This window comes from Flavobacterium sp. (genome assembly GCF_013822155.1).
GTDB lineage: Bacteria > Bacteroidota > Bacteroidia > Flavobacteriales > Flavobacteriaceae > Flavobacterium.
The window spans coordinates 1-15,490 of record NZ_PNJW01000063.1; the positions used below are offsets into that span (position 1 = coordinate 1).

At 32.9% G+C, this 15,490-nt stretch carries 15 protein-coding genes and 2 pseudogenes; 8 read left to right on the forward strand and 9 right to left on the reverse strand.

The window, feature by feature from the left end:
* A pseudogene (locus C0512_RS12825) lies at nt 1-679 on the forward strand (hypothetical protein); the annotation flags it as partial.
* 100 nt (nt 680-779) lie between these two features.
* On the opposite strand, the gene C0512_RS12830 reads toward C0512_RS12825, so the two are convergent.
* The 4 genes from C0512_RS12830 to C0512_RS12845 form a co-directional block, all read right to left on the reverse strand.
* The gene (locus tag C0512_RS12830; RefSeq protein ID WP_290862208.1) at nt 780-1,250 is read right to left on the reverse strand and encodes a CBS domain-containing protein; all 471 of its coding nucleotides are present in this window, start codon (nt 1,248-1,250) and stop codon (nt 780-782) included.
* A gap of 96 nt (nt 1,251-1,346) precedes the next feature.
* Nucleotides 1,347-1,799, reverse strand: coding sequence for an HRDC domain-containing protein (locus tag C0512_RS12835; protein WP_290862210.1), 453 nt, complete (start codon nt 1,797-1,799; stop codon nt 1,347-1,349).
* A 25-nt stretch (nt 1,800-1,824) separates the two neighbouring features.
* Complete coding sequence (locus C0512_RS12840; protein ID WP_290862236.1) at nt 1,825-2,145, reverse strand: single-stranded DNA-binding protein; 321 nt, start codon at nt 2,143-2,145, stop codon at nt 1,825-1,827.
* A gap of 78 nt (nt 2,146-2,223) precedes the next feature.
* The gene (locus C0512_RS12845; protein WP_290862212.1) at nt 2,224-2,553 is read right to left on the reverse strand and encodes a single-stranded DNA-binding protein; all 330 of its coding nucleotides are present in this window, start codon (nt 2,551-2,553) and stop codon (nt 2,224-2,226) included.
* A 184-nt stretch (nt 2,554-2,737) separates the two neighbouring features.
* Here C0512_RS12845 and C0512_RS12850 point away from each other — a divergent pair, with 184 nt between their 5' ends.
* Genes C0512_RS12850 through C0512_RS12875 form a run of 6 tightly spaced genes read left to right on the forward strand, consistent with a single transcriptional unit; the run spans nt 2,738 to nt 9,069 of the window.
* The gene (locus C0512_RS12850; protein ID WP_290862214.1) at nt 2,738-4,264 is read left to right on the forward strand and encodes a bifunctional GNAT family N-acetyltransferase/carbon-nitrogen hydrolase family protein; all 1,527 of its coding nucleotides are present in this window, start codon (nt 2,738-2,740) and stop codon (nt 4,262-4,264) included.
* Between the two features lie 12 nt (nt 4,265-4,276).
* Entirely contained in the window at nt 4,277-4,624 is a 348-nt protein-coding gene (locus tag C0512_RS12855; RefSeq protein WP_290862216.1) for a hypothetical protein, read from the forward strand.
* Nucleotides 4,625-4,649: 25 nt separating this feature from the next.
* Nucleotides 4,650-7,040, forward strand: a complete 2,391-nt coding sequence (locus C0512_RS12860) for a M28 family peptidase (RefSeq protein ID WP_290862218.1) — start codon at nt 4,650-4,652, stop codon at nt 7,038-7,040.
* Nucleotides 7,027-7,827, forward strand: a complete 801-nt coding sequence (locus C0512_RS12865; protein ID WP_290862220.1) for an SDR family NAD(P)-dependent oxidoreductase — start codon at nt 7,027-7,029, stop codon at nt 7,825-7,827. Before C0512_RS12860 ends, C0512_RS12865 begins: the two co-directional genes overlap by 14 nt.
* 27 nt (nt 7,828-7,854) lie before the next feature.
* Nucleotides 7,855-8,850 carry an NAD(P)H-dependent glycerol-3-phosphate dehydrogenase gene (locus C0512_RS12870; protein ID WP_290862222.1) on the forward strand — a complete coding sequence of 332 codons (996 nt, stop codon included), beginning with the start codon at nt 7,855-7,857 and terminating at the stop codon, nt 8,848-8,850.
* The gene (locus tag C0512_RS12875; protein WP_290862224.1) at nt 8,851-9,069 is read left to right on the forward strand and encodes a hypothetical protein; all 219 of its coding nucleotides are present in this window, start codon (nt 8,851-8,853) and stop codon (nt 9,067-9,069) included.
* A gap of 2 nt (nt 9,070-9,071) precedes the next feature.
* Here the strand turns inward: C0512_RS12875 and C0512_RS12880 are convergent, their stop codons facing one another.
* The 3 genes from C0512_RS12880 to C0512_RS12890 form a co-directional block, all read right to left on the reverse strand.
* Nucleotides 9,072-9,479 (reverse strand): hypothetical protein, encoded by a 408-nt coding sequence (locus C0512_RS12880; RefSeq protein ID WP_290862226.1) that lies wholly within the window; start codon nt 9,477-9,479, stop codon nt 9,072-9,074.
* Nucleotides 9,480-9,574: 95 nt separating this feature from the next.
* A complete protein-coding gene (pheS, locus tag C0512_RS12885) occupies nt 9,575-10,594 on the reverse strand; it encodes a phenylalanine--tRNA ligase subunit alpha (RefSeq protein ID WP_290862228.1) in 1,020 nt (339 codons plus the stop codon).
* 74 nt (nt 10,595-10,668) lie between these two features.
* Entirely contained in the window at nt 10,669-11,025 is a 357-nt protein-coding gene (locus tag C0512_RS12890) for a hypothetical protein (RefSeq protein ID WP_290862230.1), read from the reverse strand.
* A gap of 121 nt (nt 11,026-11,146) precedes the next feature.
* On the opposite strand from C0512_RS12890, the gene C0512_RS12895 reads away from it, so the two are divergent.
* Nucleotides 11,147-11,689 (forward strand): CvpA family protein, encoded by a 543-nt coding sequence (locus C0512_RS12895; RefSeq protein WP_290862232.1) that lies wholly within the window; start codon nt 11,147-11,149, stop codon nt 11,687-11,689.
* Nucleotides 11,690-11,785: 96 nt separating this feature from the next.
* On the opposite strand, the gene C0512_RS12900 is transcribed toward C0512_RS12895, so the two are convergent.
* Nucleotides 11,786-15,007, reverse strand: a complete 3,222-nt coding sequence (locus C0512_RS12900; RefSeq protein WP_290862234.1) for a T9SS type A sorting domain-containing protein — start codon at nt 15,005-15,007, stop codon at nt 11,786-11,788.
* A gap of 126 nt (nt 15,008-15,133) precedes the next feature.
* Nucleotides 15,134-15,490, reverse strand: a pseudogene (locus C0512_RS12905) (hypothetical protein); the annotation flags it as partial.

Consider the following 15,490-nt stretch of genomic DNA (forward strand, 5'->3'; position numbering starts at 1 on the left):
TTATGAAATAACAGAAAAAAAATTCTCCCAAGAAACTTTAAAAAGTGGGGTTGGCAAATCAAACTCTTTTTATCATGACGGAAATTTATATCAATTTAAAGCTAATGAAACCCAATTGATAATTTCTAAACATGATTATAGTGGAAAAGAACCAACACTCCAGTATAGTGTAATGCAAAACGAAGTTATTTCATTTAAAAATTCGCCATTTTATATTCAAAGTGGAAATTATCAACCTCAAGAAATTAAAAACACACAAAAATTTTTAAATCGATTAAAAAACAAATCCTTAGGATTAACGGTTTATAAGACCCAAAACGATTTGTTGTTTACTATTGGCGGAACAAATAATGTTTTAAGTTCCGGTAGTTTAGTTATTGGATCATTAGTTACCATTGGTGGTATAATTGCTGGTGGAGAAGTCTATTCACCTGATTTATATGCAAATGAAATAACACAGAATGTATTTTTTGAATGCCGTTTTGATTCAGAATTCAAACCTAAACAATCTCCATTTGACCCTTTGGCTGAAGATTTTATCTCGGGATTTTTACAAGAAAACAATTCGATTATAACATATAATAGAATAAAATACAAAGACTACTATATTTTAAGTTATTACGATTCAAAGGTAAAACAACTAATATTGCGAAAATTTGAAGATGGTTATTCTTTTTAGTTTTTGAATACTATCAACCATTTTTAGTTGGCAAATGTTGTTTACCAAAAGATTTATTGCTGTTCCCTGAAACAATTTCAATTGCCAAATAATCAATTTATTAATGACGTCTATAATGAGTTCCTTTCCATTCAAGTACCGCTTTTAAAACATTTTTTTGGCTGATTAAACCGATTAGTTTTCCATCGCGAACTACCGGGAAATTTCTTTTTTTTGTGGTCAAAAACTTGTTTGCGATGTCTAGTAAACTTTCATCAGGTCCAACACAAATAACATTTTTAGTCATGTAATGTTCAATATTCATTTCTTCCATCGGAAGATTATAATATTTACTTTCGGTGAGTTGTCGAATACAATCACCTTCTGAAATAAACCCTACAACTTCATTAGAATCTGATACAATTGGCCCTCCTGAAATACAGTTTTTAACCAGGGCATCCATAATTTCTAAAATATCCTGAGTTGTTTTAAAACTCACTACCGACTTATTCATGTAATGTTCTACATGAATTTCTTCAGCTTTGGGAGCTTGTACTCCTACAGATTCTCCCTGATAACTTTTTACTGGCATAGCTAATCAATTTACTTTTAGGACTTTAAATATACAAAAAAAAATCATCCGACAAGTCAGATGATTTATTAAACTACCCTATTTTTATAAAATTAATTAACTGGCCGTTAATAATGAAATAATATCTGTACCGTAGCGAGAGATTTTTTGTTCCCCAAAACCTTTTATTTTTTTTAATTCTTCAACGGTTTCTGGTTTTACTTTTGCGATTGTCATTAATTCAGAATTATGGCAAATCATGTATTGTGGCAAGCCCAATTTTGATGATTTTTCCGTCCGCCAATTTTTAAGTGAATTCAGGGTGTTTTTTTCTTCCTGACTTAATTCCTCATAATTTAATACGGCTACTTTTTCACTTTCAAATGATTCTTTTGGTTTTGCATTTTTGGAAGTATAAAAAACCAACACTGACCAATAATCTATCATTCCAGATATGAAATTTGTCGCCGTTTTTTCAACCGTAACTTCTGTTAAAAATTGATTGATGGCATCTTGATCGTTTTGCAAGTGTTCTCCACTCACACGAACTCTAAAGTGTTTTACTTTCATGATTTCTTGTGTTTAGTGGTTAAACTTATTTACCAATTAGCATTATATCACTAACAACGACTTCGGTGATATACCGTTTGTTTCCCTCTTTATCGTCATAACTTCTGGTAGAGAGCTTACCTTCAATGGCAATTTCTTTTCCTTTGTTGACTAATTTTTCAATGATTTCAGCTGTTGGACCCCAGGCAACAATACGATGCCATTCCGTTTGTTCTACTTTCTCTCCTTTTTTGTTGGTGTATGAATCATTAGTAGCAATGTTTAAATTAGCTACTTTTCCACCTTCAAAGGTTTTTACTTCCGGGTCATTTCCTACATGACCGATTAACTGTACTCTGTTTTTCATTGTGTTCATGGCGTATAAAATTTAAAATTGATTACTGTTTTTGATTTTTGATAGTGTAATTGACTTTTGATATTGATTTTATTTCATCAAGAGCAGTTCACTCACAACTACTTCGGTAACATAGCGTTTGTTTCCTTCTTTGTCATCGTAAGATCTGGACGTCAATTTCCCAGTGATGCCGATTTGTTTTCCTTTTTCAACAAACCGTTCGATTATTTCTGCCGTTTTTCCCCATGCTACAATATTGTGCCATTGGGTTTGTTCTACCTGATCTCCTTTTTTACTCACATACACATCTTTGGTTGCAAGTGATAAATTGGCTAATTTTTTTCCTCCTTCAAAATCTTTGATAATTGGGTCTTTGCCTACATGACCGATTAACTGAACTTTGTTTTGTAATGCTTTCATGGCGTGTAAAAATTTAAATGGTTTATAAATGATTTTTGTTGATGGTTGTTTCAAATCAACGGTACAAAGTTGTGACGGTATTCAAAAAGTATTCGGTAGTAAAACAATTACTTTCGGTTGTAAATGTTTGTAACCGTTTGCAAACGGAACATTTTATTCGTATCTTGCACAAAAACAAAGATATATGCAGGAAGCTATTCGAAAAATTGAATTGCGAAATTTAAAGATTGAAGATTACAAAGAACTCAAAAATTCGATGATGGAAGCCTACAGTGAGTTGGAAAACTCCTATTGGAAAGAACATCATATCGAGAAATTACTAGCTATTTTCCCGGAAGGTCAATTGGTGGTTTTGGTGGATGACAAAGTGGTTGGTTCTGCACTTTCATTGATTATTGATTATAATAAAGTAATTGCCAACCATACCTATGCTCAAATTACAGGAAATTATACTTTTTCAACACATAATCCCAATGGAGAAGTGTTGTATGGTATTGATGTATTCATACATCCAAAATACCGCGGACTCCGTTTAGGGCGAAGATTATATGATGCTCGAAAAGAATTGTGTGAGCAATTGAATTTAAAATCCATCATTTTTGCCGGACGAATTCCAAATTACATTGATTACATGGACAAACTTTCACCAAAAGAATACATCGAAAAGGTGAAATTAAAAGAATTATACGATCCTGTTCTTTCGTTCCAAATAAGCAATGATTTTCACGTAAAAAAAATCATGAAAAACTATTTGGTTGGCGACACCAGTTCCAACGAATATGCTGTTTTAATGGAATGGAACAACATTTACTATGATGAAAGTCCGAATTTAATCAACTTGAAAAAAAGTGTCATCCGGTTAGGTTTGATTCAATGGCAAATGCGTCCGCTGAATAACCTTGAACAACTTTTTGAACAAGCTGAATTTTTTATTGATGTAGTTTCGGGTTATGGAAGTGATTTTGCTCTTTTCCCGGAATTATTCACCGCTCCTTTAATGGCCGATTATAATCATCTTTCAGAAGCGGATGCCATTCGCGAATTAGCAAGACATACCGAACCTATTCGAAAAAGATTTCAAGAATATGCGATCTCCTATAACATCAACATCATTACGGGAAGTATGCCGTATCTTGAAAACGGAGTGTTATACAACGTTGGTTTTTTATGCAAACGTGATGGTTCAAGTGAAATGTATACTAAAATTCATATCACCCCGAATGAATCTTTGCATTGGGGAATGAAAGGCGGTTCGCAAATTAAAACTTTTGATACCGATTGCGGAAAAATTGGAATCATGATTTGTTACGATGTTGAATTCCCTGAATTATCACGTTTAATGGCCGATGAAGGCATGAACATACTGTTTGTTCCGTTTTTAACCGACACTCAAAATGGTTACACTCGAGTTAAACATTGTGCCCAATCGAGAGCTATTGAAAACGAATGTTATGTAGCAATTGCAGGATGTGTTGGGAATTTACCGAAAGTAAATAACATGGATATTCAATATGCCCAATCGGCAGTTTTCACACCCTCTGATTTTGCTTTTCCAAATAATGGGATTAAAGCTGAAGCTACGCCAAACACTGAAATGACACTGATTGTTGATGTTGACTTAGATTTGTTAAAACAATTACACGAATATGGAACAGTTCGGATTTTAAAAGACAGAAGACACGATTTATATAATATCAAAAAGTTGAAATAATCACAAGAGCTTATGAAAAACTGTTTAGAATGTGGTGAAAAAATTATCGGTCGCGAAGACAAAAAGTTTTGCAGCGACGGTTGTAGGAATGCCTATAACAACAAGATAAACAAAGACAGTACAAATTTGATGCGGAATATTAATAATAAATTACGCAAAAATTATCGCATTTTAAGTGATTTAAATGTTGATGGTAAGAGCAAAACAACTAAATCAAAACTGCTCAGTAAGGGGTTTGATTTTGATTATTTTACATCTGTTTTACATACAAAAACCGGAAATACTTATTATTTTTTATATGATCAGGGCTATATGGTTTTAGAAAACGATTATTATATGCTAGTCAAAAAAGATCATTAATTTAAAGTAACTAACCTACATAATGATGAAAAAAAATTATACCTCGCTACTTTCGGCATTACTGATTACCGGGATTATTGCTTTTATTTTTTATCGCATGATGCCTAGTGATTATTCAAAGGAAGATGCCCCTCTTTCTGAATTTTCAACCGCAAGAGGATTAAAGCACATCAAAGCCATTTCCAAAGAACCCCATTTTGTGGGAAGTTCATACCATCAAAATGTAATTGATTACCTTGACAGTGAATTAAAAAAACTTGGCCTTGAAACTGAAATTCAAAAAAGTGCTGTTTTAAGTAAATGGAACAACTTAGTTGAAACACAAAATGTAATTGCCCGAATTAAAGGTTCTAATTCCTCAAAAGCCTTGTTATTATTAACACATTACGACAGTGCTCCTCATTCAAAATCATATGGAGCCAGTGATGACGCCAATGGTCTTGCCGTAATTTTAGAAGGAATTCGAACTTTTCTTCACAACAATTCTCCCCATAAAAACGACATTATCATTGTGTTTTCTGATGCTGAAGAACTCGGTTTAAATGGAGCATATGCATTTGCTACTGAACATCCTTGGGCAAAAAACGTAGGGTTAGTTATAAATTTTGAAGCTCGTGGTACCAAGGGTCCGTCGATGATGTTAGCAGAAACCAATGGTGGTAATGCAAATTTAATTAAAGGTTTTGCTGAGGCTGATCCTGATTATACCGTATCAAATTCACTGATGTACAGCATCTACAAAATGCTCCCTAATGATACGGATTTAACTGCTTTTAGGGAAACTGCCGATATTCCGGGTTTTAATTTTGCTTTTATTGACGACCATTTTGATTATCATACTGTTCAAGATAATTTTGAAAACTTTACTCCTGAATCTTTAGAACACCAAGCAACCTATTTAATGCCTTTGCTTACTCATTTTTCAAATGCAGATCTAAGTAATTTAAAAACAACCGAAGACCATATTTATTTTAGTATTCCGTTTGACTTTATTCATTATCCTTTTAGTTGGAATTTACCATTATTGATTGTTTCATTTATTTTGTTTTTTGGGGTTGTTATTCTTGGATTAGGAAAACATGTATTAGATTTCAAAGATGTATTAAAAGGATTCATTCCACTTTTTGGTTCATTGCTGATTTCCGGAATCGTTGTTTTCTTTGGATGGAAAATGATTCAGTCCTTATATCCTGAATACCAAGATATGCTTCATGGATTTACGTATAATGGTCATAGTTACATACTTGCTTTTGTGTTCTTAACTATCGCGATTTGCTTTTGGATTTATTCTAAATTCTTAAATTCTAAAACTACTTTAAGTTATTATGTAGCTCCGTTATTCTTTTGGTTAATCATCAATATAGTTGTTTTTGTCTATTTAGAAGGAGCTTCTTTTTTTATTATTCCTGCCTATTTTGGTATATTTAGTTTAGGTATATTTGTTTACAACAATAAATCAAATTTACTTTTAAACATTGCCTTAAGCATTCCTGTGCTGTTTATTTTGGTGCCTTTTATTCAATTATTTCCAATTGGATTAGGTCTAAAAATGTTAACCGGAAGTGCTTTGTTTGTAGTCTTTGTTTTCTCATTATTAATTCCGGTTTTAGGAACTTTTTCCAATAAAAAAGTTTGGGGATGGTTGTTTTTTGTACTTGCTTTTGCTTTTTTAATCAAAGCTCACTTCACAAGTGGTTTTGAAAAAGGAAAGGCTAAGCCAAACAGTTTATTATATATTGCTGATGCTAATTCACATAAATATTATTGGGCAACTTATGATAAAGTATTGGACCCTTGGACAAAAAAATATTTAGGAGAATCTCCAAAATCAGGCGATAATTTAAATAAAAACACAGTAAGCAGTAAATATAATTCCGGGTTTAGTTATGCTGCTGAAGCTCCAAGAAAAAATATTTCAGAACCTACTTTTACTTTTCTTCGCGATACAATCATTGGAAATTACCGTTCTGTTACATTACAAATTATTCCAAACAGAAATGTGAATAGAATGGATGTTTTTGCAGATGAAAAGTTGAAATTTCACAATATGAAAGCCAATGGAATTATAGCTATAAATCAAAAAGGAAGCTTTTACAAAAGAAAAGATTCTAGATTATTAAATTATTATCCCATTGACAATAAACCTTTGACACTTAGTTTTCAAATCTCAAAAGAAGCTGAATTAGAAATGGAAGTTATGATTTCTTCCTTTGATTTATTGGAAAATCCGATGTTTTCTATTCCAAATCGTCCGGATGAATTTATCCCAATGCCTTTTGTCCTAAATGATGCAATTGTGGTAAAAAAGAAAATTTTTAAGGCAAAACCAATCGAAAAACAAATTTTAGAATCAGAGAAATACGATGTAATTAAAGATTCAATTATCATAAAAAAAGACAGTCTTGAAGCAAATTAGTATTTTAGGATGTGGCTGGTTAGGATTTCCCTTAGCAAAATCATTACTAAGCAAAAATTATTCAATAAACGGTTCGACAACTTCCTTTTCTAAATTAGAAACTTTCAAGTCTGTGGGCATTTCTCCTTTTCTTCTTTCTCTTGATGAAAATGAAATTCAAGGAGATCTCTCAAGCTTTCTTTTAAATTCTGAAATACTTATCATTGCTATTCCACCCAAATTAAGAGGGAATTCTAACGAAAATTTCGTCTCAAAAATAAAAACATTACTTCCTTCTATTGAACAGTCTACAATAAATAAAGTGCTTTTTATCAGTTCAACATCCGTTTATGCAGATAATAATAACGTTGTAACTGAAAATACAATTCCAAATCCAGAGACAGAAAGTGGTCTTCAACTTTTGGATTCTGAAAAATTATTACTAAACAATACTTTTTTTCAAACAACAATTCTTCGTTTTGGAGGTTTAATTGGTAAAGACAGGCATCCAATCCGTTTTTTGGCCGGAAGAACTAATTTGGAAAATCCGGAAGCTCCAATTAATTTAATTCATCAGGAAGATTGCATTGCAATTATTGAAAGAATAATAGAACAGGATTGTTGGGGTGAAGTTTTTAATGCTGTGGCTCCTTTTCATCCATCCCGAAAAAGATATTATACAGAAAAAGCGATAGAATACAATTTAGCTTTTCCGCAATTTAATGAAAGTCTGACTTCTATTGGAAAAACAATAAGTTCCGATAAATTGATTCGAATTTTGGGATATGATTTTAAAAATTTAAGTTAAATTTACCTTTCCAAACAAATAAACAAAATGAACAATTCACCAAAATTTGCTGTCATCGGTGGTGGTAGCTGGGCAACTGCGATAGCAAAAATGCTTTGCGAAAACCAAACAGAAATTTGTTGGTATATGCGAAATCAAACCGCGGTTGACCACATCAAAGCAGAAAAACACAATCCAAACTATTTGAGTTCTGTTGAATTCAATACCAATAAATTAAAGCTTACTACAGATATTAATGAAGCGGTTGCCTATGCAGATTACCTTATCTTTGCTATTCCTTCCGCCTTTTTAAACACTGAATTAGAAAAATTAACGGAATCATTTGAACATAAAGTCATTTTTTCTGCCATCAAAGGAATTGTTCCGGAAACATTTTTAATTGTTGGTGAACATTTTCACAAAAAATACGACATCCCTTATGAAAATATTGGAGTAATTACAGGTCCGTGTCACGCGGAAGAAGTTGCTTTAGAACGTCTTTCGTACTTGACAATTGCTTGTGCTGATGCAAAAAAAGCTAAAGTGGTGGCTCAAAATTTATCTTGTAAATACATCAAAACAAAAATTTCCGATGATATTATCGGAACGGAATATGCTGCCATGTTAAAAAATATTTATGCTATCGCGGCCGGTATGGCTCACGGCTTAGGATATGGCGACAATTTTCAGGCTTTATTGATGAGTAATTCCATTCGTGAAATGAAAAAGTTCATCAAAAAAGTACACCGGATGAAACGAAACATTAATGATTCTGCTTATTTAGGCGATTTATTAGTAACCGGTTATTCTGTGTTTTCCCGAAATCGAATGTTTGGAAACATGATTGGAAAAGGATATACCGTGAAAAGTGCCATGATGGAAATGAGCATGGTGGCAGAAGGTTATTATGCCGTGAAAAGTGCCTATAAACTGAACCAAAACTATCAAGCAAAAACGCCAATAATTGATGCCGTTTATGAAATTTTATATGAAGGAAAAGATCCTAAAAGTGTGTTTAAAAAACTGACGGATAAGCTGGATTAAATGAGTAACCGCTGGAAATTTCAATTAAAAATAGGCTTTTATTGGGGAACATTTATGACACTCTTTATGCTGTTGTTTTACAGCAAAGAAGTTGCTGTTTTAGATCAAATTAAATCGTCTCAATTCTATTTGAAATCCATTGGACATTTTTTGATTGGAATCTTTATTATGGGTTATATTTGGTGGAAAGAAAAAAATATTGCTTCGAAGAAAGACTAAATTTATTTTACAATTACACCATTTACAAACAGTATAGGCACTTCTTCAGTAGCCCGTTCGTTAATAGTGTTGGTTCTGAAAATAAATTTTTTATCGTATAACGTGTTTCCAATAAAATAAGTCACCATAAATTCATTGTTAAGTGCCAAGACACTTTGCTCAACCATTTCCACTTTTATTACTGAAACAGATGGAACTTTGATAAAAGCATGACGCAGCAAAGATGTTTTTTTCATTTCTCCATTTATCGTTCCGAAAGCTTTGGAAACAACCATTACGCTGTCTAAATCAAAATCACTGTCGTTTACAAGATAAACATACCAAACCTTATCCATAAAGTCATCGCTCCACTCTTGAACAGCGGCCATAAATACATTTTCAACTTTTGGGATGATGATGTCGGATTTCATTTTTTATGCTTTACCACGAAGACACTAAGAAGGCACAAAGTTCACAATTCAATCTTTGTGTTCTTTGTGAGCTCTTGGTGTCTTGGTGGTTAAATTTATATACTTGTTTTAAATTGTTCTAAAAAACGTACATCATTTTCATAAAACATTCGAATGTCGCCAATTTGGTATAATAACATCGCAATACGTTCAATTCCCATTCCAAAAGCAAAACCATTGTATTCGTCAGGATTGATGCCGCAGTTTTTCAAAACGTTTGGATCAACCATTCCGCAACCCATAATTTCTAGCCAGCCGGTTCCTTTCGTGATACGGTAATCTGTTTCGGTTTTTAAACCCCAATAAATGTCTACCTCAGCACTTGGCTCAGTAAATGGAAAGTAAGACGGTCTCAAACGAATTTTTGACTTGCCAAACATTTCTTTGGTGAAATATAAAAGTGTTTGTTTTAAATCGGCAAACGAAACATCTTTGTCAATGTATAAGCCTTCTACCTGGTGAAAAATACAATGTGAACGAGAAGATACTGCTTCATTTCTGAAAACTCTTCCGGGTGAAATCGTTCGAATAGGCGGTTTGTTGTTTTCCATATATCGCACCTGAACCGAGGATGTGTGCGTTCGCAACAAAACATCCGGATTGGTTTGAATAAAAAACGTATCCTGCATATCTCGTGCCGGATGATATTCCGGGAGATTTAAGGCGGTGAAATTATGCCAATCATCTTCAATTTCAGGCCCTTCAGAAACGTTGAACCCAATATTGGAAAAAATATCGATAATTTGATTTTTTACTAAAGAAATCGGGTGACGGGAACCTATCGGAAAAGGTTCTCCAGGACGAGTCAAATCGCCAAAAAGACCAACTGTTTCTTCTTTACTTTCCAGTAATTCTAAAATAGATTTCACTTTCTCTTCGGCTGTATTCTTTAGTGTGTTGATAACCTGTCCGAATTCTTTTTTCTGTTCATTAGGAACATTTTTAAACTCGGCAAACAAGTCTTTCAATAAGCCTTTACTTCCTAAATATTTTATTCGGAATTGTTCTAAAGTTTCTTTGTTGTCTGTTTCAAAAGCCTGAGCTTCGCCAATATATTCTTTAATCTTATCTATCATCGTTCGTGCTATAAAGCTACAAATTTAGGAAAAAGTTAGGAGTTGGGAGTTGGGAGTTGGGAGTTTTATCAAAACTAATCAATCAATTCTCTTTCCAGAAAATAATTTACAATGGCATCTTTCATCAAAACGGCTTGTTCGCCTGCTTTTAGTGGCGGTAACACTTCTTTTACTTTATAATGAGGCCAACCGTCATTATCAAAAAATTCAAATTCATAATAACCATAAGGCTCTAATAATCGACAAATTGCAATGTGCATTAACTCAATTTTTTCGTCTTTTTTGAAAATTTGTTTCACTTTGCCCAACTCTTGAACACCAATTAAATATATAATGGCATCTAAATCAAGTATTTCGCCTTCTGCAAATTGATTTGATAATAATTGGACAACGTTTTCCCAACGTTCTTTTAATTGAATATCTCTTGACATAGCCTTGAAGTTAACTGTTGAATATTGGAAGATTTAACTAACCAATCAACTGCTTTTTTTTACAAAGATAAGAAGTTGATATTGATTAAATCTAAATTACTATTTTAGTGAAAAATTAGAAATGAATTTTTTAGATATTACAATTGGAATATTGCTTATTTTCAGTTTATACAATGGTATCAAAAATGGTATTTTTGTAGAAATCGCTTCAATTATTTCGTTTATATTGGGTGTTTTTCTTGCCATTAAATTTTCCTATTTAGTGAAATCTTTTTTAGAAGGTTTTGTGAGTTGGAATCCGCAAACCATTCAAATTTCTGCTTTTATATTGACTTTAATTTTGGTAGTTATTGGAGTTCATTTATTAGCGAAAATATTTACTAAAATAGCCGATTTTGCTTTTTTAGGTTGGGTAAACAAATTAGCCGGCGGAATTTTTAGTGTGCTGAAAACAGCTTTGTTAATTGGGATTTTTTTGAATCTAGTTCAAAAGATAAATAGTGAAAATCAATTTATTTCTAAAGAAAAACAAGAGAAATCAATATTCTACAAACCAATTTTAACCACAACTGCTTTTTTGATGCCGATGTTAACACGATGGATTGATGACGTAAAAAAGAGTTACGAGGAAACTACTTCAAATGTTGATGATACAATTAGTTGATTTTAACTATTCATAAAAAAATTACTTGAGAAATATCAATAAAAAAGCAAACAATTAATGAGGTATTTATTGTTTGCTTTTTAAAAATAGTGTTGTTTATCTAACAACAATAATTTCTTTTTTATAAAACCCTTTTGATGTAAACACGTTTAAAATATAATGTCCTTTTTTTAAGGTGATATTTGATATTTCCATTTTATCTGAGTCATATCTTTTTGAGAATACTATATTTCCGTAAAAATCATAAATTTTTACATCATTATTATTAGTAACTCTTCCAAGAGGATTATCATCACACGGATCAATTGGTGGATAAATCACTTCAATCGAAATGTTTCCAGGCTCTCCACTGTTGGCATTTACTGGATTTGGGAATACTAAAAGAGAACCTTCACAGGGGTCTGGACCGCCACCATTTGGATTATACACATTAACGTTTTTATAATAAATACCATCTGTTCCACAACTATTTACTGCAACACAATCAACAGAGTAAGTTCCTATACAATTACCCCAATTAACGGTTGCTGTGGGGGATGTTGTTGTGATAGTTAATGTGTTATTTGGTGCAAACTTTGGTAAAACAACACCATTGGGACATGTTGTTAGTCCTAAACTATTTGTGGTACATCCGCAATTAGTTGAAAGATTAGAGAGTGTCCAATAATAACTTGTTGCACCGGGTACAGTAGTGACAGTATAAGTAGTTGTTGTGTTATAGGGAACATTGTTATAACCACCATAAATATTTTGGTCTTGCACATCTGGACGGCCTACCCAAATTCTTTTTGGAGCCGGTGTTGCTGAACCACATCTATCATTGCTGTAACTAACATTTAAAGTAATATACCCACTTTGATTGGGGTTGACTTGATTAATTGTTATTTGATTGCCATTTGTACTAAACGTTACTAATGCATTTCCTTCTGAAATAGACCAGTTTACGATTGTAGCTTCGTTTGTTACTGTACATGTGCCCGTTGTACAAAGTATACTACTGCCAGTAATTTGAGCGTTGGAGCAGAAGTTAAGGCAATTGAAAATTTGTTCATTATTTTGGGTAGCATCAAGTTCAGTTGCTAGCCAGTCTCCATTTCTACGATTAAAAGATATGTGTTCTGCATTTAAATTGTTGTTTTGATTTGAAGATGTTGAAAAATTTATAAAAGGTATTGCCATAATTCCTGTAGGAGGATTTGCTGCTGTATATTTTGCAAAATAATCAGAATGACTCAATATTGCATTTCCACTACCAACATCTAAAGCACTTGTTGCTGAAATGAAATTAAAATTTAGATTAATATTAAAATTGTAATCATAATTATAAAACCAATTACTATCATTATCGCTTTCAGATATTGCCAGAGCATTTGGCGTCAATCCTCCTGGATAATTTTCAATAAATTTATCACCATTTGCAGAATCTACTGATTTGTTAAAAATGGTTCTTGTTATGGGTACGAGCCAAAGGAATGTTTTCTCGAAAGTTAGTCTGCCTTTATAAATACGAGCAATTCCTGAAGAAGGAAAAGCATTGGCTCTAAATTCTAAATCTAATTTGCTATTCCCTGGTAGAAAACCCAATAGTGTAGTAGATACATCGTTTAATGCAACGCCTATTATGGGATCAATAGGTAAAAACACGAACATCAGAAGACTAGTTAAATCAGAAGTTCCCCCGTATCCAGTTACGGTAACTAATTCTTGATTGGAAGTTAATCCTTGCCCAGACGCACAATGACTAGCATTGCTCAACGAGATGTTTCTTGTTTGTTGTGGATATCCAAATAACCTCAATTCATTTTGCCAAGTAGTATGAACCGTATTTGTTCTAGTTCCGTTAGTATCTACCGTATTTAAAAGCATTTGATTTATGGCTGGTGCATCTAATAAATCATCAATAGTTGCCAGACCAACATTTCCAACCCCATTTACTGGAATGGTTATGTTGCCCAAAGGTGTTTGCATAAATTCATTAACCACATGTCTAGCCATATGTAACATTCCTACAGGTATGTGTGCTCCTTGATGTGGTGCATCATGGCTGATATACAAACCGGTATCGTGGTTTAAACCATTATTCTCCATATCACGCAAGGCATAACGAGCGATTAAACCTCCCATACTTTGCCCTAAAACCACATTTTTGTTACTGCCTGTTTTATTGGCATTTACCCAAGCAATTACGGCTTCTAATACATAAGCATTTCGCTGAATAAAATCTGTACCATTATTCCAGTTTACATAAATAATGTCATAATCTACCGCAGTGTTGTTAATTAAAAAATTCTCTAATTCAACACTTCCAGAATTATCAACTGATTGAAAAAAACTATTGATATCCGAATCCCCAATAGTTCCACCTTGTGCCAACAAACCTGTGTCCAATCCTTCGGCTACAATAAGCGGATTACGTAATTCGTTACAAGCACCACCACGCACCACTTGAATGGTAGCCGAACCAAACACGCCTTGATAGGCTTTTGTAGCATTTATGTTTATTACTTGTGGTGCTCCACAAGCTGGGTTTCGAGCAAGTATACCAGCATCTGCCTGATTTACTTTTACTTTTTGTCTACAATATTTGTATTGACCATTGGTTAGTATTCTGTACGTCCAAGTATAAACACCTGTTGCTGTATAGGTGGTAGAAGCAACAATACCATTAGTTATATTTTTATATCCACTACCGTTACCAAAATCTATTGCAATCTCTGTTATACTTGCGTTGGTATGCCAAAGCGTTGCAGGTAAAACCACATCTACGGTACTTTTGTTTAGCATTATAACCGATGATGTTATAGCAAATGCTTGTTTAGTGTCGTATGGATTTTGCCATACACCATTAATGTACCTATCGTCATATTTATCATTAACAACTAGTATTTTGTTATTGACAAGTGCGTTAGCATTAATTTTAGAATAGTTATAAAACAATCCGTTTAAAACAACAGCTGCTTTGTTATTGAACTTGGCTATATCGTTTTGTTGTTTTTGCAGCACTTTCCATTCGTTTAGTTCTTGTTTTGGCGGTGCAACACCACTCACATTGAGTTGCGTAGTAGCAGAAACTATGGAATTGTAAATTAAATTATAACGCTCTACATCGATATAATTGTCAGAACGGAGCACGCCATCAAACTGGGTAACATCTATAAGATCAAAACCATAATCTAAAAGAATGTTGTGAGGAATTCTGTTTTTTTCTAAAGGAGCAAATTTGGCATTGATGTCTGCCGCCAAAGAGGTATTAATGTTTTGAGCTATTCCTAACTGGAAAAGCAAAGAGAATATAGCAATTATTGTATATTTTTTCATAATTTTGAAAGTTGAATTGAACAAAGTTGAACGGTTGTTTTAATTTGATTTTTTACTGAAAGACTGTTCCGTCTAACGGAATGGTCTTTCTTTTTTAATTTTTTTTTATTTCATCGGCAAAATTTTTTAGTTTGTATATTGCATATCAAAGCGACCGTTGGTAATTTTAATTTCAGTATCATTATCATCTAAAACCGTAAATTCAAACGTTCCAGAAATAATAAAATTGGTTGGGTCAAAACGTGTAATGGTTAATGTTCCTGGTTTTGAAGTTGTTGAAGCACCGCTAAAAGTTATTCCTCCTCCAATATTATATTCGCCAAAATAATTATTTGTTAATTCTTCTTTTAATAGATAAGTAGTTTCTTGAATTAATGGCATATCAATACATCCTATATTTATAGATTTGAGATTTGGTCCTCCATCTGTACTACCATAAATACTTAATGTATAAGCTCCACCTACAAACTGGTAAAAAGCATT